Below are 23,310 nucleotides of genomic sequence, written 5' to 3'. Positions count from 1 at the left end.
CATTGCGCCCCATTCCTCTTCAGAAAAGGAGCCCCATGCATCGTCGTGACCTGCTCAAGGCATCCGCCGCGCTGGCCCTGGCCGGCATTTATCTGCCCCGGCCCGCTGCCGCCAGCGACACCCCGACCCGACTGAAAACCCTGGGCAAGGCCCAGGCCTTCGACTACGCCTGGCTCAAGGGCCGCGCCCGCGAGATGGCGCAGCAGGCCTACAAGCCCGTGACCGACCAGCTGCCGCCGCGGGTGTCGGCGCTGGACTGGGACCAGTACCAGGCCATCGGCTACCGCGACGACCATGCGCTGTGGGCCAATGACAAGCTGCGCTTCCAGGTGAAATTCTTCCACCTCGGCCTGTTCTTCAAGCAGCCGGTGCAGATCCATGAAGTCGTCGACGGCATGGCGCGCGAGCTGGCCTATGATCCGGAAATGTTTAATTACGGCAAGAGCGGCCTGAAGGGCGGCGAACTGCCCAAGGACCTGGGCTTTGCCGGCTTTCGCGTCAACTTCCATACTGACCTGACCCGCGACATCACCGCCTTCCTCGGCGCCAGCTATTTCCGCGCCGTTGGCGGCGAATGGCAGTATGGCCTGTCGGCGCGCGGCCTGGCGATCGACACCGGCATGGAGCGGCCGGAGGAATTCCCGATGTTCCGCGACTTCTGGCTGGAGAGGCCGGGCAAGGATTCCAGCAAGCTGGTGGTGTATGCGCTGCTGGATTCGCCCAGCGTCGCCGGCGCCTACCGCTTCGAGATCGTGCCCGGCGCCACCACCGCGATGGATGTCGACGCCGCGCTCTATCCGAGAAAGCCGATCGAGCGGCTCGGCATCGGCCCGCTGACCAGCATGTACCAGTACGGCGAGAACGACCGCCGCATGGCCAACGACTGGCGCCCGGAAATCCATGACAGCGACGGCCTGGCGATGTGGACCGGCAGCGGCGAATGGATCTGGCGGCCGCTGGCCAATCCGCCGCAGCTGCGCTTCAACGCCTATGCCGACAACAATCCGCGCGGTTTCGGCCTTCTGCAGCGCGACCGCAATTTCGAGCATTATCAGGATGACGGCGTGTTCTACGACCGCCGGCCCAGCCTGTGGGTGGAACCCAAGGCGGGCTGGGGCAAGGGTTCGGTGCAGCTGGTCGAAATCCCGACAGTGGATGAAACCTTCGACAACATCGTCGCCTTCTGGAACCCGGAAGAAAAACCGCAGCCGGGCCAGGAACTGCTGTTTGGCTATCGCCTGCACTGGGGCACGAAGATGCCGGCCGTGCCCAATCTCGCCACCGTGGTGGCCACCCGCACCGGCGTCGGCGGCGTGATCGGCCAGAAGCGCAAGTATTTCTCCTGGCGTTTCGCCATCGATTTCGCCGGCGGCGACCTGGCGCTCTTGAGCAGCAAGGCCGTGGTCAAGCCGGTGATCACCGCCAGCCACGGCACGGTGGAAATCACCTCGGCGCGGCCGCTGGACTCGGTCAAGGGATACCGGGCCATGTTCGATTTGAAGCTGCCCGACACCGACAAGGAGCCGGTCAACCTGCGCCTGTATCTGGAAGTGGATGGCCAGCCGCTGAGCGAGACCTGGCTGTACCAGTGGACGCCGCCGACGGACCGGAGTTTTGCATGACCTGGCTGGCCAGTACCGGCCCGCAAAGACTAGAGCGCTTTCGGCCTGACTGGCTCAGGCGAAACGGCGTCGCCTATCAGGAAGCAATGCGCTCGGGCTGGTAGGCGAGCGTACTGTCCTGCGGCTGCCCCGCCTCACGCCGCCTGCCGCGCGCCTTCCCCGAACCAGGCCTGCGCCACCAGGTATTCCAGCCCCACCGCCAGCGCCATGAACGCAGCGCCGACCGCCAGCATCATGGCCGGCGCCATCGTCGCCGACAACGCCCAGAAGCCCAGCAGCGAAGCCATGCGCAATACCCAGAGCGTGACTTCGCGCACCACGATGCGGTCGCCGAGGTCGCCCTGGATGTCCAGCGCGCGCTGGTTCAGCACAAGCTCGCTGGCGCCCAGGAAGGGGCCGGCGGCGGCCTTGGCGATCAGGTGGACCACGAACAGTCCCGGCAGCCAGGCGCTGCCGGCCAGGAACAGGAAGGCCACCGCCATGGCAAGGCAGGAGCCGCCCAGCCAGGAGCCGCGGTTGCCGACGTCGCGCTTCCTGGCCGACAGGTAGAGGCCGACGCCGCCTGCCAGGCCGGCGACGGTGGCGACCCAGCCCAGCGCGGTGGCCGAGCCCATCGCGCGGGAAGCGCCGATCGAGGTCACCGCCTGGCCCAGGCCAAACAGGCCGGACTCCAGGAAGAACAGCGGCAGGCAGGCCAGGAATTGCGGCTGCCGCACCAGCGCAAACGGCGCTTTCAGCGGCTGCAGCGGCGCATCCGCCATGCCGCGTCCGAGCCGCCAGGCGGCCAGCAGGCAGGCCGCGCCATACAGCGCATACAGCAGGCGGGCGCTGTTGCCGGTCCTGGCCAGCAGCATGGTCGCCAGCAGCGTGGCGACGATGCCGCCGGCCACGCCCACTGCGCCGGCATGCGAGGCGTAGCCGTCGCGCTGGCCATCCGTCAGCAGCTGCATTTCCAGCCAGTGGCGGGCGCTCCAGGTCAGGCCCAGGAAGCCGCCGAAGGCAATCGACATCGCCCACACCGTCTGGTTACCGGACAACAGCACCACGCCCGGCAGGAAAAAGCCCAGTTTCATCAGCGTCTTGCCGGTCAGCCCCAGTCGCGGGCCAAGGCCGTAGGCCAGCACCGCGGCGATCATGGCCACGGTCAGCAGCAGCGCAGTGAATTCGAACATCGCTTCATGGCGGCTGCCGCCCATCAGGAAATAGCCGATGAAGCCGGACAGGGTGCCGACCGCGCCCTGCAGCGTGACGAAGGGCAGCAGGCTGCGTTCTTGCCTTGAGATTGTCATGGAAAAGGAAAAGAGAAACCCCAGGCAGCACCATGCGCCTTGAGAAAATGCATTCTGGAAAGTCGATAGGCTAGGGGAATTGCTTTATGGCAGCAATGCAATAAAGAAACTTTTGGTGAAAAAACGACAGAGAAACAAGTGGCCAATGTGGTGCCCGGCTTTACCATGCCGGCTTTTGCTCAGAAAGCAGTGTTGATGAACCTCTTGATAAGCCATTGGCAGCCACGTCTGGCCGACATCGCCCAGGCCGCGGCAGGCGACGACGGCGCCCATGACCTGCAGCACCTGCACCGCGTCTGGCACAGCGCCACCGAACTGCTGGCCCATTCCTCCGAAGCCGATGCGCTGGTGGTATTGGCCGCCTGCTACCTGCATGACCTGGTGAACCTGCCGAAGAACCACCCGCAGCGCAGTACCGCCTCGCGCCAGGCGGCCGCGCTGGCATCGGCAAGGCTGGCGGAGGCCGGTTTTCCCGCGGACCGGCTGGCGGCGGTGGCGCATGCGATCGAGGCCCACAGCTTTTCCGCGGCGATCGCGCCGCGCACCCTGGAAGCGCGCATCGTCCAGGATGCCGACCGGCTCGACGCGCTGGGCGCCATCGGCCTGGCGCGGTTGTTCTATACCGCCGGCCGCATGGGCTCGGCGCTGGCGCATGGCGACGATCCGGGCGCCCTTCATCGCGTACCGGACGACCGCGCCTATGCGCTCGACCATATCGAATGCAAGCTGGCGACCCTGCCGGCCACCATGCAGACCGAGGCTGGCCAGGCGCTGGCCAACGAGCGCCTGGACTGGCTGCGCGGGTTCCGGGACCGGTTTATCGCGGAGTGGGGCGGCGCCGCGGCAGGGGCTTAATCCGCCGTGTCGCGAAAAGCCAGCTGCTGCGCGACGAAACCGTCGAAGGCCTGCAGCAGCGGCCGATAGCGCGCTGCGTCGCCTTCCAGTTGGGCCAGCGCATGGCAGACCGCTTCCAGCGTCGAGAGCTGCCCCGGCTTGTGCGCCTTCCTGATCCGGTATTGCGACGGCGGCGGCGCCGACAGCGACAGCCGGGGCAGCGCCTGCAGGGCCGGGTTCAGCGCCAGCATCTTCCGACTCTTGCGCCAGGTCGCATCCAGTACCACCAGGCGCGGCGGCGGGCCGTCGGGATCGGGGAGAAAGGACGGTGTGTCCGGCGCCCCGGGATACAGCAGCACCGGCTGCGTCTTGCCCGGTTCGGGGCCATCGAGCAGTTGCTGCAGTTGAGCAGGCGCGAAGGCTTCGCCCACCGCCACCGCATAGCGCGCAAGGGACAGCCGCAGCAGGGTCAGACTGTTCTTGGCATGGCCGGTTTCCAGCGGATGCTGCAGCAGAAGCAGGTCGACCTGGTTCGCGGTGGGCATCGCCCAGGCGCAGATGCAGGCACGGGCCGGGCGCAGGCAAGTGGGGCAGACGGGGCGGGAAGGCGCGGATGACATGGATGATGGATCCCCGTGGCGTGGGGCAGTCGTGAAAGGGAAGGACAGGATCGTTTCTGTTGACGCGGCACTCACCCCAGCCACGCAAGGGCGCGCGCCGCCAGCGGCAGCAGCAGCGAGGCGATCAGCACCTGCAGGCCCAGCGCAATGCCGGCATAGGCGCCGGCGTCGGCATGCACCTGCAGCGCCCGCGCCGCGCCGATGCCATGGGAAGCGGTGCCCAATGCAAAACCGCGCACCGCCCAGTCGCGCACGCCCAGCAGGTCGAACAGGTATTTGCCCGACAGCGCGCCGACCATGCCGGTCAGCACCGCAAACACCGCCGCCAGCGCCGGTATGCCGCCCAGCCGCTCGGCGATGCCCATCGCCACCGGCGCGGTGGTGGACTTGGGCGCGAGCGAGCGGATCACATCGGCCGGCAGGTCGAATGCCCAGGCCAGCAGCACCGCGCTGCCGGCGGCTGCCGCGCCGCCCAGAGTGGCGGCCAGCACCAGCGCCATGCCGCGGCTCCTGAGTTCGCCGCGGCGCTGCCACAGCGGCCAGCCCAGCGCCACCACGGCCGGGCCCAGCAGCACATGCACGAACTGTGCGCCGGCGAAATAGGTCTGGTAAGGCGTGCGGGTAGCCACCAGCACCGAGCCCAGCGCCAGCACCGACCACAGCACCGGGTTGGCCCACGGCGCATGGTCCAGCCTTTCGTAGGCCCATTGCACCAGCACATACACCACCAGCGTCGAGGTCAGCCCGAACAGCGGCGCGGAAGACAGGTACACCCACAGCTGCACGAACTCACTCATGGCCGGGCTCCCGGTCGGCGCGCCGCAGCAGCGCGCGCAGCGTCAGCGCCGTGACCGCCAGGCCGATCCAGGTCGACAGCACCACCACGGCCAGCAGGCGCATGCCATACGCCGACACCAGGTCCAGATGGGCAATCACGCCGACGCCGGCCGGCACGAAGAACAGCGACAGGTGATTGAGCAGCAGCTGCGCCGCGGCCGCCACGGCCTCGCGCAGCGGCGTCCATTGCACCACCGGCCACAGCAGCAAGAGGCCGATCACGGGGCCGGGTATGGGCAGGGAAAGCAGGCGGCTCAATCCTTCGCCGCAGGCTTGCAGCAACAGCAGCAGGGCAAATCCGCGCAGGGCATTCATGGCATGGGGTGGCGTCAAATGGGGAATTATAGGGTGCGGGCTTGAAAGGCATTGCGCCTTGCCTGGCGACCTGGAAGGTCCATGGCACGCTGACCGGGGCCGGCGTGGTCTAGAGCGGTTGCCGATGAGGACGCGGCTGCGCTGCCGGAACCGTGGCTGCTGCTTTTCAACCGAGGGCGGCACTGCCGCGCAACCACAGGCGTGCCCTCGATGCCATCCCCGAAGGGCATGGCATCGAGGGCAATGAAACGACAGTCGACTGTCCAGCCTTGTCTTGTTCAACCGACGCCAGGAATGCAGTGCCCTTTTGGGGATGCACCCGCCCCGGCCCACATGCCGGAATGCAAACAGCCCATCCAGCAAGCGCTCGATCGAGATGCGGTGATGCCTGTCGCCTCAGGCGCGCCTGGTTCGGGCGCGGAATGCGCGAGAGCCTGCAAGCAGGGGATGAACAGTTTGGAGGAAAGCGTTACCGAGGCCGGCTGGCATGGCAATTCTCGCTCCTGCCTCGTTCCCCCACTTCATTTCATCGACATCACCATGGCCGATTCCACTTCCGCGTCATCATCCGCGCAGCGCGGCAACTCGCCTGTACGGCAGGGCTGGCATGCGCCAGCGCCCGAGGCTCCCCCCAACGCAAACCGGGACACCGCGCATCTCCTTACCCGGGAGCAAGCGCCACAACGGCTGCTCGACGGCACTGCAACCAGCCGGATCAATCTGGACGAACAGCCCGGGCAGGACGACCAGGAGGCGGTGCGACGCGCAATCTGCGCCCTTGGCGATGGCCTGTCCGATTGGAACAGGAGTGGCGAGACCGACCTGGGCGAAGCGATCGGCCTGTTCACGCAGATCAAGGAGACGTGCGGTGCGGGCTATCTGACATTGCAATGCCATGAAAAGGCCCTGGCAGGCATGATCAGCCAACTGACGGTTTTTCTGCGCCGCTTTTGCTGCGCGGTTCAGGAAGGGCGCATCGGCCTGGAAAGTTTGCATATTGCCGATGTTCATCATGCATGCAACGGCCTGTCGGCCTGTTTTGGCGCCAGCCAGGATGATTGCCTGCTTATGCCCGAGCAGCTTGAAAGGCTGCGTGAACCGCTGACGGCGCTGAATCAGGCGCTGATAGCGCGGGCCATGCAATGTGGCCTGCCGCGCCAGATCAAGTCCAACGGCATGCTGATGGACATACTGAACTGTCAGACGCGCGGTCTCAGGCAGGAATTGTTTGCCTTTAAGGACGAAAAGATCACCGCTCTGTTTCGAGCCAGCCTGAAGGTCATGTTCGAGTGGCTCGCGCCGCATGGCGATGGCGCGCCGATGACGCTGGTCGGGCCGCTCGATACCCGCCAACTGGGCAAGTGCATGGTGCAGCTCAAAACCATGTACAAGTACGGCCTGGTCGATCTCGACGCCGCCACGCCGGACGGCCGGGACAATCGCAGGCTGCTGGGCGAGGTGGCGCTGTGCCTGTGCGGCGGCCTGTCGGGCGGTTTCACGACATGGCGCCAGGCTGGCAATGACGACAGCAGTAGCAGCATCAGAGGCACGCATTGGCGGTTGATGCCGGCCGCTGCGGAAAGAGTGCCTGTCACCAATATCGGCAACACCATCAAGGACTTCATCGCCGCCGGCCTGATCAACACTTGCGCGCCGCAACTGCCGGCCATTGTCGGGCAGTTATCGGAATGGATGCAGCACCTCCCGGCGCGCGAGCTGGTCGATGCCGGCCACCGGGCTCAGGGCCTCGGCAACTGTTGCAACTTCCTGCGCGGCATGAGCGAGGCCCTGTTCCTGGGCATGACCCTGCCGGTGCAGGAGCGTAAGCGGTTCAGCCGCGCCTGCGCGCGCATGCTGGCGCTGGCCGAGCAGTTTGTCGGCAAGCCTCATCTGGTCAGCATGGATCAATCGCTAGTGAACCTGGTCAGCTTCATCAAGGCCATGGACAAGCTGGGCGAGCAGAGTCGCTCGCAGCTGGCCCGGCTGGCGGGCAGCCTGCTGCAGGCGTTCAACAGGCTGGCCGGTGCCATTCATCATATCGACAGCATCACCGGCCTGCTGGCCGGGCTGGCATACCTGCTTCGAAGCAAGCTGGCCGGAAGCGGGCAAATGACGGGCCTGCTTGAAACGTTGATCCGGCATGCACATGCCTTGAACATCGGGAACTGTACGCCGGAGGCGCGCATGCACCTGGTCGACGGTGCATTGCTGTGCCTGGCCATCTCGCAAAAAAGCCAGGCCCATCAGCATTGCGCCACCCTGCTCGATACGCTGCTGCGCTTATACCGTCAGGGCGAGGAACGTCTGCCTTATCTGAAGGCTGCGCGTCATCTGCTGGGAACGGGGGAGTCGCAGGCGCAGCGGCTGCAGCCGGTACTGCGGCTGCTGCTGGGCAGGCAGGCGGGCGATAGCATCGGCTTGCCGGAACTGGAAGAGGCAATAGGGCGGCTGCAAGAGGCGTCTGACACCCAGATGCAGGTGGCGCCGGATGATCCGGCGCCCGAGCTGTTCCCGCCTAACTCGGCCTCTGAAATTCAAAAGACACAGTGGCGCCCAGGTCCGACGTACCGGGCACCAATGCCCGTGACGACCACCACGACCACCACCACCACGACCACGACCACGGGCTTTTGCAGCCCGACCACCACCACGACCACCACGACGATGACTGCCACCAGCATCGCCAGCCCGACAATCACCGCGACAGCACCGCCTGCGGATCACCGCCACCATCAGCAGTTGACCCAGAACGACGTGGCGCAGCCGGACGACCCTGCCAGCACGGCAGTCGCGCCGACGATCGTGCCGGCGTGGGGCACGAAAACAAATGCAGCGACAAACGCATCGCCACCGTCGAGCAGGCAACCGGGAAAGCCGGGCAGGGGCGTGGCGCGACCCAGGCCGTCTTCCAATACAACCGTCAAGCCCTTGCCCGGCAACATGAAATGGAAATCGGATGTGGAGGAATGGTTTGCCCTTTTGGCGCAGCCCGGCAAGGAAACGGAGGAAAACCTGGCCAGGCTCAAGAAACTGGCAACGGCGAACCGCACGTTGCTGCAGGCAAGCATGGGAGAGGGAACGGGGACAGGTGGAGCGTTGTATCGTGCCCTCGCTACCGGCAGGCCACAAACGGTGTACTGGCTGACCAGGGAAATTCCGGCTGACACGCAAACCGAACCGGAGGCAGTGCTGGAACAACTGTTTGGCGACCTTGATGTGCTGATCGGCGGCAATCACAAGAAAGCGTTGGGTGTATACCTCGACAGCCTGCCCCGGCAGCGTCGGGACAGGGTCATGGCACATTTCACATCGGGGTTGACTGTTATTCCGCAAGGCTTCCAGCAAGTGATGAAGGAGCGCGGCCTTACGCTTCCCGGGGTGGTGGAAAAGACCGCGCGTCCGGTAAGGAAAAACAAGCGTCATCAAAAAGCGACGCCGTCGCCGGGGCTGGACGATTTTGCCAACCCCTTTTCGCTGGACAAGAAATCGAACATCCTGATATCCAGCGTGATGCTGGGCCTGTCCTCCCAGGTCAGCGACCTCCTTTCCACGACTGCGGGACAAGCCATGGCTGTGGAACAGGATGCCTCCGGCATGAACGCGCTGATGTACGCATCTACATGCAGTCCGATGTTGCACGCTTTATCCTTCTACGGCCCGGATCAATGCTTGCCGCCGGACAGACGGCCTGAAGCGGCAGCGACGCCAGGCAGCAAGCCGCCCAGGCCCCGGCGTGAACTCCTGGAGTTCAAGTTCACCATTCAGCTGCTCGCCCTGCCGTCGGCGCAGGTTCAGGCCCGGGCGATCGACCATGACGGCAACAATGCGCTGATGCATGCGATAACCTCACGTTGCTTGCTAAACGTGCGTCACTTGCTGCGGCTGCCGTCGGCGGATGAACAGGCAGGGGTACGCAACAACGAGGGCAGAAACGCCATGATGCTGGCCATAATGGATGGCGGAGTGACCGTGCTCGAATGGCTGCTCGAGCTGCCCAGCGGGAAAGCGCAACTCCAGGCCGTGGACAACAAGGGCCGCAACGCGATCGACTACCTACGGGAGCATCTCGTTGGGGAAGAGCGGGAAAGGTTGCTTGCCATGGCCGACGCCGTGCTGAACCCCCGCACGGACTGACCCGGCAGGGCCCGGCGCAGGCGCCTGCCGTAAGCAACGGTGCGGCGGAATGCCCCTTCGGGGTATTCCGCCCTACGCACTGCCTTACCCGCGCAAGGGCTTGTACCGGATGCGCTTGGGCTTGGCGCCTTCCTCGCCCAGCCGCTTCTTCTTGTCGGCCTCGTACTCCTGGTAATTCCCGTCGAAGAAGGTCACCTGCGAATTGCCTTCGAAGGCCAGGATATGGGTGGCGATGCGGTCCAGGAACCAGCGGTCATGCGAGATCACCATCACGCTGCCGGCGAATTCCAGCAGGGCGTCTTCCAGCGCGCGCAGGGTTTCCACGTCGAGGTCGTTGGACGGTTCGTCCAGCAGCAGCACGTTGCCGCCCATGAGCAGCGTCTTGGCCAGGTGCAGCCGGCCGCGCTCGCCGCCGGAGAGGTTGCCCACCACCTTCTGCTGGTCGCTGCCCTTGAAGTTGAAACGGCCCAGATAAGCCCGCGACGGCATCTCGAAACGGCCCACGGTGAGCAGGTCGGCGCCGTTGGAGACATCCTCGAACACGGTCTTCTTGTTGTTGAGGTCATCGCGCGACTGGTCCACCAGCGACAGCCTGACCGTTGAGCCGATTACGACTTCGCCGCTGTCGGGCTGTTCGCGTCCGGCCAGCATGCGGAACAGGGTCGATTTGCCGGCGCCGTTGGGGCCGATGATGCCGACGATGGCGCCGGGCGGCACCTTGAACGACAGGTCGTCGATCAGCAGCCGGTCGCCGTAGCCCTTGCTGACGTTCTTGAACTCGATGACTTCATTGCCCAGCCGCTCGGCCACCGGGATGAAGATTTCCTGGGTCTCGTTGCGCTTCTGGTATTCATGCTCGGACAACTCGTTGAAGCGGGCCAGGCGCGCCTTGCTCTTGGCCTGGCGGCCCTTGGGATTCTGGCGCACCCATTCCAGTTCCTTCTGCAGCGCCTTCTGGCGTGCGCTTTCCGAGGACTCTTCCTGCTTCAGGCGGTTTTCCTTCTGCTCCAGCCAGGAACTGTAATTGCCCTTCCAGGGAATGCCGTGGCCGCGGTCCAGCTCCAGGATCCATTCGGCCGCGTTGTCGAGGAAGTAGCGGTCATGGGTGATGCCGACCACGGTGCCGGGGAAGCGGTGCAGGAACTGCTCCAGCCAGTCGACCGATTCGGCGTCGAGGTGGTTGGTCGGCTCGTCCAGCAGCAGCATGTCGGGCTTGGACAGCAGCAGCCGGCACAGCGCCACCCGGCGCTTCTCGCCGCCCGACAGCACGCCGATCTTTGCGTCCCACGGCGGCAGGCGCAGCGCATCGGCCGCCATTTCCAGTTGCAGTTCCAGGTTGCCGCCGTCGCTTGCCGCGATGATGGCTTCCAGCCGCGCCTGCTCGGTGGCCAGCGCATCGAAGTCGGCGTCGGGCTCGGCATAGGCGGCATACACCGCGTCGAGCTTGGCGCGGGCGGCGAAGGCCTCGCCCAGGCCGGCCTCGACCGCCTCGCGCACGGTCTGTTCCGGGTCCAGCTGCGGCTCCTGCGGCAGGTAGCCGATATTGAGGTTGGGCATCGGAATGGCTTCGCCTTCGATGTCCTTGTCGACGCCGGCCATGATTTTCAGCAGCGTGGACTTGCCGGAGCCGTTCAGGCCCAGCACGCCGATCTTGGCGCCGGGGAAGAACGACAGGGAAATATCTTTCAGGATGTGGCGCTTGGGCGGGACGATCTTGCCCACGCGGTTCATCGTGTATACGTAATTGGCCATGTTGGGGTCTGGTTTGCTTGAGGGGCAGGGGAGGGATAAAGGAGGAGAAGGATAACGCAAGGGCGCGGCAGGGTACAGCCGCGTTCGCCGCCGCCCCTTGCCGTGCCGGCGCGGATCAGCCCGCAGCCTCCGGCCGGCGCCAGGCGCGCAGCATGCCGTCGGCCGAATACAGCGCCAGGCCGCCCCAGATTAGCGCAAAGCCGACCAGCCGGCCGATGCCGAACGGCTCGTGGTAGAGCCACACGCCCAGCAGCAGCTGCATGGTCGGCACCATGTACTGCATCAGGCCCAAGAGCGACAGCGACAGCTGGCGCGCGGCGGCGGCGAACAGCAGCAGCGGAACCGCGGTGATCGGGCCCGACAGCGCCAGCAGCGCCTGGGTCGGCGGCGTGGCGGCGGCAAAGCCGCTCTGGCCATGCAGCGCCAGCCAGGCCAGGTACAGGACGGCGAACGGAGACAGCAGAACGGTTTCCAGCGACAGTCCTTCCAGCGCGCCGAGCGAGGCGGTCTTGCGCAGCAGGCTGTAGATGCCGAAGGTCAGGCCCAGCGCCAGCGAGATCCAGGGCGGATGCCCGGCCTGCCAGGTCAGCCAGCCCACGCCGGCCGCGGCCAGCGCCACCGCCGCCCATTGCACCGGGCGCATGCGCTCCCCGAGCACGAAAAAGCCCAGCACCACGTTGACCAGCGGATTGATGAAGTAGCCCAGGCTGGCATCCACCACCCGGTCATGGTTGACCGACCAGATATAGATGCCCCAGTTGGCCGCCAGAAGAAAGGCGCTGGCGGCGAAACCGGCCAAAAGGCGCGGCTTGCCGGCCGCCGCGAGCAGCCACGACCACTGACGCCGCCACAGCAGCACCACGGCCAGGAACAGCAGCGACCAGACCATGCGGTGCGCCAGGATTTCCTGCGCCGCAATGCCCTGGAAAAGTTTGAAATACAGCGGAAACAGGCCCCAGGCCAGAAAGGCCAGAGCGGCGGACAGCATGCCAGGGTTCATGGAAGGGAACGGCGGTTCTTGAAGAAAGGAAAGGCGGCATTATGCGCCCGATGGCGCCTGCACGCCCGCTGCCGGCCCCGTGCCGGCAATCCGCCGCGCTGCTCGTTCATGTCAAGTCATGAACAACGGTCTGCAGGCATACTCCAGCGACAACATCATGGGTGCCGGCGAACGCGCCAGGCGGGCATGCTCTCGGTTAATATGCGGGTTTTTCCAGAAATCACAGGTGTCCATTGGCCTCTTCCACCAGCAACGACAGCCACGCCGAAGACGGCAGCGAGCACAGCGCTCACAGCCACGCGGGCCCAGGGCATGGCAGCCGGCTTCTGACGCTGACCATCGCCGCCATCGGCATCGTCTACGGGGATATCGGCACCAGCCCGCTGTACACGATGAAGGAAGTGTTCGCCGAGGAACACGGCATTGCGCTGACGCATACCAACATCCTGGGCGTGGTGTCGCTGATCCTGTGGGGCCTGATCCTGATCATCTCGCTCAAGTACGTGACCCTGGTGCTGCGCGCCAATAACCGTGGCGAGGGCGGCATCATGGCCCTGAGCGCGCTGGCGATGTCCTCGGTCGGCACCGGCTCGCGCTGGCATTATCCGGTGATGCTGCTGGGCATGATGGGCGCGGGCCTGTTCTATGGCGACGGCGTGATCACTCCCGCGATCTCGGTGCTCTCCGCCATCGAAGGCCTGGAAGTGGCCACGCCCGCATTGAAGCCCTATGTGCTGCCGCTGACGGTGACGGTGCTGGTGGCGCTGTACTCGCTGCAGCGCAAGGGCACGGCCGGCATCGGCAAGTTCTTCGGCCCCATCGTGCTGGTCTGGTTCGCCACCCTGGCGACCATGGGCGTGATCAACATCATCCATTACCCGGCGGTGCTGGCCGCCTTCAATCCGCTGCATGGACTGAACTTCATGCTGCACAACGGCTGGTTTGCCTTCATCGCGCTGGGCGCGGTGGTGCTGGCCCTGACCGGCGCCGAGGCGCTCTATGCCGACATGGGCCACTTCGGCAAGAAGTCGGTGCGGCTGGCCTGGTTCTCGGTGGTGCTCCCGGCGCTGGCGCTGAACTATCTTGGCCAGGGCGCGCTGCTCATGTCCACGCCGGCGGCGGTGACCAATCCCTTCTTCCAGCAGCTCGGCCCGTGGAGCATCTACCCGCTGGTGGTGCTGTCGACCATGGCCACCGTGATCGCCTCGCAGGCCACCATCTCCGGCGCCTTCTCGGTGACGCAGCAGGCGATCTCGCTGGGCTTTTTGCCGCGCATGCGGGTGGTCTACACCTCCGACCGCGAAATGGGCCAGATCTACATCCCGCTGGTGAACTGGGTGCAGCTGACCATCGTGCTGATGGCCGTGATCGGCTTCGGCTCTTCCGGCAACCTGGCCTCGGCTTACGGCATCGCCGCCACCGCCACCATGACCACCACCACCATCCTCACCTTCTTCGTGGTGCGCTACCAGTGGAAATACAATCTGCTGCTGGCCACGCTGGCCACGGGTTTCTTCCTGACGCTGGACCTCACGCTGCTGGCCTCGACCTCGCTGAAGATCGTCAGCGGCGGCTGGTTCCCGCTGGCGCTGTCGGCGCTGATGGTGACCATCATGCTGACCTGGAAGACCGGCCGCGAACTGGTGTTCAACAACCTGAAGAAGCACGCCATCCCGCTGAACGACTTCCTGCAGTCGCTGTTCTACGGCCCGCCGCACCGGGTCGACGGCACCGGCGTGTTCTTCCGCGCCGAAGGCGACGGCGTGCCGCATGCGATGCTGCACAATCTGCTGCACAACAAGGTGCTGCACCAGCGCATCGTGTTCCTGACCGTGTTCAACGAGGACATCCCCACCGTGCCGATGGAAGACCGGGTCAAGGTCGAGCCGCTGGGCCATGAGTGCTACCAGGTCAATGTGTATTACGGCTTCAAGGACGAGCGCGACATTCCGCTGGCGCTGGCCATGTGCGCCAGGCATGGCCTGGAATTCGAGATGATGGAGACCTCCTTCTTCATCGCCCGCCAGACCGTGATTTCCGCCGTTGGCGGCGGCATGGCGCGCTGGCGCGAGGCGCTGTTCGCCACCATGTCGCGCAATGCGCGGGATGCGGCGGACTACTTCCGGGTGCCCACCAACCGGGTGATCGAGCTGGGCACGCAGGTCGAGATCTGAGCGGGAAGCAGCCGGGCGGCAATCCAGGAACGCCCAGCGGCTAGCAGCTAACGGCGAGCCCGGCAGCAGCCATCCGGCTGCTTGCCGCGCCGTCGCCGGATAGCCGCCTTCCGGCGCGTGGCATCATGCCGCCCGTCGGCAACCCGGCCTGACGCTGGCACATCGTTGTCTTCCCTGTTACCAAGCGGCCCCATCAACGACAGGCGGGCGGCGAGGCTCCCCGCCTCGCCAACAGGAGGCCAGCCACCATGCAACCCGCCAATGCCGTTCCCGGCACGTCCGCCGCCGCGCATCCCTTGCCCCAGCCTGTCGCACCCTCTCCCGGCAATAACGCGAGCCCCTCCCAGCCCCTGCTGTACCAGGCCTGCCGCGAAGGCGACGTGGCCGCCGTCAAGCGCCTGCTGGCCGCCGGCGGCATCGCGGTCGACGCCATCGATCCCGACACCCGGCTCACGCCGCTGATGCTGGCGACGCGGCACGGCCATGACGACGTGGCCCTGGTGCTGATGAAGGGACAGCAGGGCGCAAGCGTGAACCTGCAGAACAGCCGCGGCGACAGCGCACTGTCGCTGGCCGCAGGCGCGGGCAAGGACGATGCCGTCGAGTTGCTGCTGCTGAAAAAGGCGCAGCCCGACCAGGCCAATCACGGCGGCCGCACGCCGCTGGCCGAGGCCGCCGCCGGCGGGCATTTGAAAACGGCCGGGCTGCTCATTGCCAGCGGCGCGCAGGTGAACGCGGGCGCCGGCACCGGCGAGCCGGCGCTGGTGGTGGCCGCGCAGCGTGGCGATGGCGCGCTGGTCGGGCTGCTGCTGGAAAAGAAGGCCAGCGCCGATGTGACGGACCGTTATGGCTGGACCGCGTTCAACCATGCGGCAAGCATGGGCCACGCGGCGCTGGCGCAACGCCTGCGCGGCGGCGATGGCGGCCAACCTCCGCAGCCGCAGCCGCCAATGCCGTCGGTACCGGCTCCGCCGCGCCCCGAAGCCGCCACCGCGCCGGTCTACCGCAGCCCGGTGAAGCCGGACGCCGCTCCTGCCGGCGCCAGCGTTCCAGCCGCGCAGGCCGCGCAGGATGCCAGGCTCCCGACCGCGCCCGCCGCCACGATCAAGGCCGCCACGGTCACCACGACCACCACCACCGCTGCAGCCGCCACGCCCCCGGCAAGCGCGACAGTCTCATCATTCCCTCCGCCAACCGGAATGACGGTCGACAGCAGTACCATCCTGCGCAAGGCCGCCGAAAGAAACGACCCCGAAACGCTGAGCCGCATCATGGCGGCCCATCCCGGCGAGCGCGCCGCGATCAACGAGCCCATCAAGTTCGCCTACCAGCGCAGCCCCTTGCCCGCGGGTTCCTACACCCTGTTGATGCTGGCCGCTGCGCGTGGACACATGCCGGTGGTGCAAGCGCTGCTGGCGCTGGGCGCCGATGCCAATGCGCACGGCAGCGACGGGATGACGGCCCTGCTGCTGGCGACCAGGCACGGCCAGGTCGAAACGGTCCAGGCGCTGCTGAAGGCGGGAGCCAGGGTGGATGCACAGGCGGCGGATGGCAGCACCGCGGTGATGCTGGCATTCACGCAGCGGGACAAGGCCGCGGTCAGCGCCTTGCTGCCTGGCGTGAGCAATCCCGAAGACAGCAGCGCCTGCCTGCGGGAAGCCGCATCCAGCGGTTATCTGAACACCGCGCGGCTGCTGCTCAAGGCCGGCGCGGCGGTGAACGGCTTCGAGGAAGTGAAGGGCGACGGTGAAAAAATCTGGGCATATGACCGGATACAACGCGCGCTCGACAAATCTTCCGGGGAGTCCGACAGGTACGAAGCCAAGGATCAACTTCGCTTCTACGACGATCAGGGCAAGTTGAATCCATGCGCGCGTATGGAATGGGCCAATTCCCTGGCTGTGTTCCGCGCGGCCCGCAATGGCCATGCGTCCACCGTGCAGGCGCTGCTGGACGCCGGCGCCAGGCTAGACCGTGGCTGCTACAGCCAGCAGCTGATGGTGGATGCATTGAAGGGCGAGCATACCGACATCGTGCGCATGCTGCTGGAGGCGCGGCAGCGTGCGTCCTATCCCAAGGACAGAGATGACTGTGTTGCATCCGACATGCCTGGCCTCTTCAAGGTGGCGATCGACTACCTCAAGGGAGACGATCCGGCTGTGATCCAGGCGCTGCTGAACCTGCCAGGAGGCAAGGAGGCCGCATGCAAGGACCCCTCCGTGCTGGTATCGGCTGTCAGATCCGGGAGCTGCGCAAAGGTCAAGGCTTTGCTCGATGCCGGTGTCGATCCCAACACGCCAAATGAACGCGAATACCCCATCTGCCTGGCGGTGGTGGGCTATGGGAAGAAAAAGGACTTGCTGGAAATGCTGATCAAGGCGGGCGCCCGGCCGGAGCTGCCCCGCGAGCGAGGCGGGGACAAAACGCTGCTGCAGCACGCGGCGCAGTACGGCGATATTGCGCTGTTCCGCTACCTGCTGTCGCTCGGCGTGGCCGCCTGCGGCGACAAGAACGATATCAACGCCGCGCTGGGTGACGTCTGTTACTACTCCTATGACACGGCCAACAAGGCGCAAATGCTGTTCGACGCCGGCGCCGATCCGAACTGGAAAAACCGCAACGGAAGGATTGCCTTGCATATGGCGGCATCGGGCTACGGTGATGAAGCTGGCATCCAACTGCTGATCAAGCGCAAGGCGCAAGTCGACTGCGCGGATTCTGCGGGCCAGACCCCGTTGATGCTTGCTGCAAAAGAGGGCCACGTCGACAGGGCACGCCTGCTGCTGCAGGCCGGCGCCGACCGCAACCTGAAAGACAGGAATGGCAAGACCGCGCTGCAGCTGGCGATGGATGGTCAGAAGAAGGACACCGCGGACCTGCTGCGCTCCTGGACGCCCACTGCCTCGTCCTGAACTGCCCGCTGCCTTTTGAAGCAAGGCTGACAGGGGCAGTCCGCAAGCCAGCGGGCAACGCCACATCATCAAGCCGTTCGGGTGCGCCATCGCAGACCCGGGCCGGCATCCACCATGGCGAAAAAGCAGGCCGTTCACCAACCATAGAGGAGATCAGAACCATGCAACCCGCCAAAGCCGTTCCTGGCGCATCCGCCGTCGCGCATTCCTTGCAGCCCCAGCCTATCGCACCCTCTCCGGGCAATAACGCCAGCCCCTTCCAGCCCCTGCTGTACCAGGCCTGCCGCGAAGGCGACGTGGCCATCGTCAAGCGCCTGCTGGCCGCTGGCAGCATCGCGGTCAACGCCATCGATCCCGACACCCGGCTCACGCCGCTGATGCTGGCGGCATGGCATGGCCATGACGACGTGGTGTTCATGCTGACCAAGGCTGCCGGTAGCGCCGACGTGCAGCTGCTGAACAGCCGTGGCGACAGCGCGCTGTCGCTGGCCGCCGGCGCGGGCAAGGATGAGGTCGTCGAGCTGCTGCTGTTCAAGAAGGCGCAGCCCGACCAGGCCAATCACGGCGGCCGCACGCCGCTGGCCGAGGCCGCCGCCGGCGGGCACTTGAAAACGGCCGGGCTGCTCATTGCCAATGGCGCGCAGGTGAATGCCGGCGCCGGCACCGGCGAGCCGGCGCTGGCGTTGGCCGCGCAGCGTGGCGACGACGCGCTGGTCGGGCTGCTGCTGGAAAAGAAGGCCAGCGCCGATGTGACGGACCGCCATGGCTGGACCGCGTTCAACCATGCGGCGGGCAGGGGACATGAGGCGGTCATGCGGCAACTGCGGGGCCATGGCGCAGCAGCCGGGCATGCATCAAGCACAGCGCAGGAAGCGCCGGCAGCATCGGCGCCGCCCGGGCCGGCGGCGGTCTTGCCCCCGGCACCGCAGGCAAGTAGCACAGCCAAGGTCGAAGGCGGCAATGCGGCGCCCCAGGCCAGCATACGCACCACCGCGATCACGGACACCACCACCACGACCATGGTGCTCACCAGCCCGGCCTATGCCGCGCCATCGCTGTCCACCGCGGCCTCGGGGGAAGTCGACACCGTGCTGGCGTCGCTGCGCAAGGCGGTGGAGCGCAATGATTGCGAGGCGCTGAACCAGATCGTGACAAGGCATCCGGATGAGCGCGCCGTGCTGAACCAGCCGATTGCCTTCACGCGCCAGCGCGGCCCGCTGCCGGCCGGCTCCTACACCTTGCTGATGCTGGCCACGGTCCATGGGCACGTGGCCATGGTGGAAGCACTGCTGGCGCTGGGTGCGGAGGCGAACGCCCGCGGCAGCGGCGAAATGACCGCCCTGCTGCTTGCGGTCAGGCACAGGCAGCTGGACGTGGTCGAGATCCTGCTCAAGGCCGGCGCCGAGGTGGATGCGCAGACGGCCGACGGCGACACGGCGGTGATGCTGGCGCGGGCACGGCGGGATGCGGCCGCGGTCCGGGCCTTGCTGGCCGGCGTAAGTAATCCGGAAGACATCAGCGCCTGCCTGCGCCAGGCCGCGGCCAGCGGCTATGTGAACACCGTGCGGCTGCTGATCAGGGCTGGTGCGGAGGTGAATGGGTTTGAGGATGTAAAGGGTGAGAAAAAGCACATTCCCAGTTATGAGTGTGTTCGGCAGGATTGGCACGCGCGTGACCAATATGGGCACTATTACGACAGCCAGGGCGCGCTGTCTCCCTTTGCCAGGCCGGGCTGGGCCGAATCCCTGGCCCTGTTCCGCGCGGCGCGCAATGGCCATACCGGTATCGTACGGATGCTGCTCGATGCCGGCGCCAGGCTTGACCGTGGATATGATTCGCAAGAACTGATGCTGGATGCCTTACAAAACGGGCATATCGACATCATGCGCATGCTGCTGGAAGGCAGAAGCAGAGCGTCCTTCCCTTACAGCAGAGGCGGTAACGATAATGATTTTGTCAAAACAGATATGGAGAAGGTATTCACCTACGCCATCAATGGCAACAAGCTGGGCATATTACAAGCGCTGCTGGACATGCCTGAAGGTAAAGCAGCTGTGCCGCGTACTCCCGCAGCGCTAAATGCTGCTGTCCAGCGAAGCAACCTTGAGATTGCCAGAAAGCTGCTCGATGCCGGCGCCGATCCCAACAAGCCGGCATATAACCAATACCCTGTAGTCCTTGCAGTGGAGAGTGGAAACAGGAAAATGCTGGAAATGCTGATCAAGGCCGATGCCATACCGGAACTGGCGCTTCAACACGGCAACGACAAGGCAACGCTGTTACAGCACGCCGTGCGACGGGGCCATCGCGAAATAGTGCAGATCATATTGTCGCTCGATGCCGGAGCGCATTGCGACAAGGCCGATGTCAGTGAGGCATTGGCTTTGAATGGCGCCATGAGTTGTGCGCAATTGCTGCTGGATGCCGGCGCGGACCCAAACTGGAAAGGTAAAAACGGCAGGACGGCCTTGTCTCAGGCAGTAAGTGGTGGCAATAAAGCCGTCGTTGAACTGCTGCTCAGGCACAAGGCGCAAGTCGATCTTGCCTTCGCAAGCGGGAGCATTGAATTGACGCCGCTGGCGGATGCCGCATACCGCGGCCACACCGGCATCGTGCGCCTGCTTCTCGAATCCGGCGCCGACCGCACCCTGAAGGACAGCGAAGGCAAGACCGCGGTGCATCGGGCAATAGAGAGCAACAACAAGGAAGTGGTGGACCTGCTGCGCAACTGGAAGCCCAACGCATCATCCTGAGCATGCGCATACCCGGGCACCCGCGCCGCCTTCCGGGGCCAGCCCGATCCAGTCAGCCGTAAAGCCACACGAAGGCCCGCGCCAGCGCGGCATGCCTGCGCTTGACTTATCCAGCCCACAGCCGGCGCGTCGCCTTTCATTGCATCATCCAGGTGCCCTCGCTTCCCCGACTGCGGCCGCAAGGCCGCTTGTCCAACGAACAGGAGAACAGAACCATGCAAGCCTCCAACGCCGTCACGCCCCCCGCAGCCGTTTCCTCCCGCCGGCAGCAAGCTACGCCATCCGCCACGGGCGACGCCAGCCCATCGCAGCCCCTGCTGTACCAGGCCTGCCGCGACGGCGATGCCACCGCAGCCAAGCGCTTGCTCGCCGCCGGCGGCGTCCAGGTCAATGCGGTCGATCCCGACACCCGGCTCACGCCGCTGATGCTGGCGGCACGGCATGGCCACGACGATGTCACATTGGTGCTGATCAAAGGCGCGCAGGGCGCCGATGTGAACCTTCTGAACAGTCGCGGCGACAGTGCGCTGTCGCTGGCGGCAGGCGCCGGCAGGGATGAGGTCGTCGAGCTGCTGCTGTTGAAGAAGGCGCAGCCCGACCAAGCCAGTCATGGCGGCCGCACGCCGCTGGCCTACGCCGCCGCGGGCGGGCATCTGCACACAGCCACCTTGCTGCTTGCCACAGGCGCGCAGGTCAATGGCAGCGGGAAGGGTGGCAAGCCGCCACTGGCGATTGCGGCGCAGCGCGGCGACAGCGCGCTGGCGGCCCTGCTGCTGGAGAACAAGGCCAGCCTGGACCTGGCAGACCGCCATGGCTGGACCGCGTTCCACCATGCGGCGGCCATGGGCCATGTGGCGCTGGCCGAGCGGCTGCGCGGCAAGGGCGCCGCGCAACTGCCCTTGCCGGCCGCCCAGCGTCCGGAGGCGGACGGGCAGTCCGCGGCTGGAAAGGAAAGCGGCAAGCAGTCCGAGCAGGGCGTCGTGCCGGGCGGCGCAAGCAGCGTGACCACCACGGCCACTGTGGCCAATGTGACTACCGCAAGCACCACGGCTACGGCGATCACCGTCGCCACCACCACCGCCACTTCAACCGCAACCACCGTCACCAGCATCGTCGCCACGCAGCCGGCATACGTCGCACCTGCCGCGCCGGCGATGCCGGCCATGCCTGTCGGCCCGGCCATGGAGAGCCCCACCGCGCTGCGCAAGGCGGTCGAAAGAAACGACGTCGAAGCCTTGCATCAGATCGTCGCAGCCCATCCCGGCCAGCGCGCCACGCTGAACCAGCCGATTGCCTTCACGCGCCAGCGCGGCCCGCTGCCGGCCGGCTCCTACACCTTGCTGATGCTGGCCGCGGTCCATGGGCACGTGGCCATGGTGGAAGCGCTGCTGGCCCTGGGTGTGGATGTGAATGCTCGCGGCAGCGCGGACAGGACCGCGTTGATGCTGGCGGTGGACAACAGGCGGCTGGACGTGGCGGAGACGCTGCTCAAGGCCGGCGCCGAAGTCGATGCGCAGGCAGCCGACGGCAGCACCGCGGTAATGCTGGCGCTGGCGCGGCGCGATCCGGTGGCGGTCAGCGTGCTGCTGCAAGGCGTGCGCGATGCCGGCGACATCGGTAGTTGCCTGCGCCAGGCCGCGGCCAGCGGCCATGTCAACACCGTGCGGCTCCTGCTCAAGGCTGGCGCGGATGTGAATGGCTTCGACGATGTGGAGGGCAAGAAGAAAGGTATCCCTAGCTATGACGATATACAGAACGCCCATGTCCGGGGCGATTTCTACTACCAGCAGCGCTGCCAGGCGGCGCGCCGCTACTACGACCACAAGGGCGCCTGGAATCCGTTCGTTGAAAAGGAATGGGCAGATTCCCTGGCCCTGTTCCGCGCGGCGCGCAATGGCCATGCGGCCGTGGTGCAGGCCCTTGTTGACGCTGGCGCCAAGGTCGATGGCCCCTACACCATCCCCGCCCTGATCTCGCAAGTGATAACGAAAGGAGATATCGAGACCATTCTTATCCTGCTGGCAGCCCGTTACAGTTCCCAGTGGCGCGATCACGACAGCGCGCCGCCCGAGTTGGGGGAGCTAATGTCATGGGCGATACGCAACAAACACCCTGCGCTGCTGCGTGATCTGCTGGGCAGCCGCGCAGGCAAGGCGGCGGCATGGAACATCCCCTGGCTGCTGGAACAGGCTATCCACAATGACCAGCCCGATATGGTCAGGATGCTGCTGGATGCCGGCGCCAGCCTCACCAGGCAAAAGGATAATCAACAGCTCCCGCTGCTGAGTGCAGCGTATTCGGCCGGTGTGGAAGTGGTGGCCATGCTGCTCGATGCCGGCGCTTCGTTCGACGAAGCCTGCCAAAGCAGCGGGTATTCACCGCTCTCTGTCGCAGCCAGGGACAACAGTGCCGATGTCGTCAAATTGTTCCTCAAGCTGGCGCTCAAGGCGTCCGACGCCAGGAAACTCCTCGATATCGCGCTCTGGGATGCTTGCAAAGGCGTCAGCCGTAAAGGGGAACGGACCGAAATAGCGCAGATGCTGCTGGATGCTGGCGCCGAATTCAAGGGCTACGACGGCGACGACATCCAGCAGCTGCTGGATGAGATCGTGCAGGATTACCATGCTGATCAACTGCTCGAAGGCGCCAGCGAGGATGCCAGCGTCCCGCGCGGCCGGGCCGCGGTCGTGCAGCTTCTGTTGAAGCACAAGGCCGACGTCAACCATGATCCCGGCAAGGAGTCCGCTTACCCCAGCCCGCTGTTTGCCGCCGTATGGACGGGCAAGACTGCGATCGTGCGCGTACTGCTGGAAGCTGGCGCTAAAACCGACCTGAAGGACAGGGACGGCAGGACGGCGTTGCAGCATGCGGTCAAAAACGAGTACAGGGAGATCGAGGCGCTGCTGCGCAACGGCGGCCCGAAAACGGCGTAAGACCAGGCCCGCACTGGCCAGGCCTTTGAAGCGCCGCATGCGCAACGCCGGCATACCCATGCCGTCAGCCGTGTCATGGTTTTGCGGCCCGGATGTGGGCTTGCCACCGCGACGGTGGCCGCCGGAGGAGCGTTG

The 23,310-nt window shown here is 65.7% G+C and carries 13 protein-coding genes; 7 read left to right on the top strand and 6 right to left on the bottom strand.

Translation table 11 applies throughout. The annotated features are described in order from the left end of the window. The first annotated feature begins 35 nt into the window (after positions 1-35). Positions 36-1,622 carry an OpgD/OpgG family glucan biosynthesis protein gene (locus ABC383_RS13040; protein ID WP_413014552.1) on the top strand — a complete coding sequence of 529 codons (1,587 nt, stop codon included), beginning with the start codon at positions 36-38 and terminating at the stop codon, positions 1,620-1,622. A gap of 134 nt (positions 1,623-1,756) precedes the next feature. Here the strand turns inward: ABC383_RS13040 and ABC383_RS13035 are convergent, their stop codons facing one another. After that, positions 1,757-2,911: a hypothetical protein gene (locus ABC383_RS13035; protein ID WP_413014550.1), complete on the bottom strand. Its 1,155-nt coding sequence runs from the start codon at positions 2,909-2,911 to the stop codon at positions 1,757-1,759. Positions 2,912-3,106: 195 nt separating this feature from the next. Between ABC383_RS13035 and ABC383_RS13030 the strand changes: the two genes are divergently transcribed. Further along, positions 3,107-3,766: an HD domain-containing protein gene (locus tag ABC383_RS13030; RefSeq protein ID WP_413014548.1), complete on the top strand. Its 660-nt coding sequence runs from the start codon at positions 3,107-3,109 to the stop codon at positions 3,764-3,766. On the opposite strand, the gene ABC383_RS13025 is transcribed toward ABC383_RS13030, so the two are convergent. The 3 genes from ABC383_RS13025 to ABC383_RS13015 form a co-directional block, all read right to left on the bottom strand. Next, a complete protein-coding gene (locus tag ABC383_RS13025) occupies positions 3,763-4,365 on the bottom strand; it encodes a tRNA-uridine aminocarboxypropyltransferase (RefSeq protein WP_413014546.1) in 603 nt (200 codons plus the stop codon). The genes ABC383_RS13030 and ABC383_RS13025 overlap by 4 nt on opposite strands. Before the next feature lie 71 nt (positions 4,366-4,436). Next, a complete protein-coding gene (locus ABC383_RS13020; protein WP_413014544.1) occupies positions 4,437-5,162 on the bottom strand; it encodes an LrgB family protein in 726 nt (241 codons plus the stop codon). After that, on the bottom strand, positions 5,155-5,517 hold the full coding sequence (locus ABC383_RS13015) for a CidA/LrgA family protein (RefSeq protein WP_413014542.1): 363 nt from the start codon (positions 5,515-5,517) through the stop codon (positions 5,155-5,157). Before ABC383_RS13015 ends, ABC383_RS13020 begins: the two co-directional genes overlap by 8 nt. Before the next feature lie 447 nt (positions 5,518-5,964). On the opposite strand from ABC383_RS13015, the gene ABC383_RS13010 reads away from it, so the two are divergent. After that, positions 5,965-9,651: an ankyrin repeat domain-containing protein gene (locus ABC383_RS13010; RefSeq protein ID WP_413014541.1), complete on the top strand. Its 3,687-nt coding sequence runs from the start codon at positions 5,965-5,967 to the stop codon at positions 9,649-9,651. Between the two features lie 84 nt (positions 9,652-9,735). On the opposite strand, the gene ettA is transcribed toward ABC383_RS13010, so the two are convergent. Together ettA and rarD are read right to left on the bottom strand one after the other, a co-directional pair. Next, complete coding sequence (gene ettA, locus ABC383_RS13005) at positions 9,736-11,403, bottom strand: energy-dependent translational throttle protein EttA (protein WP_413014539.1); 1,668 nt, start codon at positions 11,401-11,403, stop codon at positions 9,736-9,738. A gap of 115 nt (positions 11,404-11,518) precedes the next feature. Beyond that, the gene (rarD, locus tag ABC383_RS13000; RefSeq protein WP_413014537.1) at positions 11,519-12,403 is read right to left on the bottom strand and encodes an EamA family transporter RarD; all 885 of its coding nucleotides are present in this window, start codon (positions 12,401-12,403) and stop codon (positions 11,519-11,521) included. A 326-nt stretch (positions 12,404-12,729) separates the two neighbouring features. On the opposite strand from rarD, the gene ABC383_RS12995 reads away from it, so the two are divergent. From ABC383_RS12995 to ABC383_RS12980, 4 genes are all read left to right on the top strand, one after another. Next, complete coding sequence (locus ABC383_RS12995; protein ID WP_413016342.1) at positions 12,730-14,577, top strand: potassium transporter Kup; 1,848 nt, start codon at positions 12,730-12,732, stop codon at positions 14,575-14,577. Between the two features lie 248 nt (positions 14,578-14,825). Continuing rightward, positions 14,826-17,489, top strand: a complete 2,664-nt coding sequence (locus ABC383_RS12990; protein WP_413014535.1) for an ankyrin repeat domain-containing protein — start codon at positions 14,826-14,828, stop codon at positions 17,487-17,489. A gap of 161 nt (positions 17,490-17,650) precedes the next feature. Further along, positions 17,651-20,242: an ankyrin repeat domain-containing protein gene (locus ABC383_RS12985; RefSeq protein ID WP_413014533.1), complete on the top strand. Its 2,592-nt coding sequence runs from the start codon at positions 17,651-17,653 to the stop codon at positions 20,240-20,242. Between the two features lie 215 nt (positions 20,243-20,457). Continuing rightward, the gene (locus ABC383_RS12980) at positions 20,458-23,175 is read left to right on the top strand and encodes an ankyrin repeat domain-containing protein (protein WP_413014531.1); all 2,718 of its coding nucleotides are present in this window, start codon (positions 20,458-20,460) and stop codon (positions 23,173-23,175) included. Positions 23,176-23,310 lie beyond the last annotated feature (135 nt).

Source organism: Noviherbaspirillum phoenicis (assembly GCF_047237965.1).
Lineage (GTDB): Bacteria > Pseudomonadota > Gammaproteobacteria > Burkholderiales > Burkholderiaceae_D > Noviherbaspirillum_A.
Note: the sequence above shows the minus strand (reverse complement) of the source record. Positions and strands in the feature narration are given on the sequence as shown.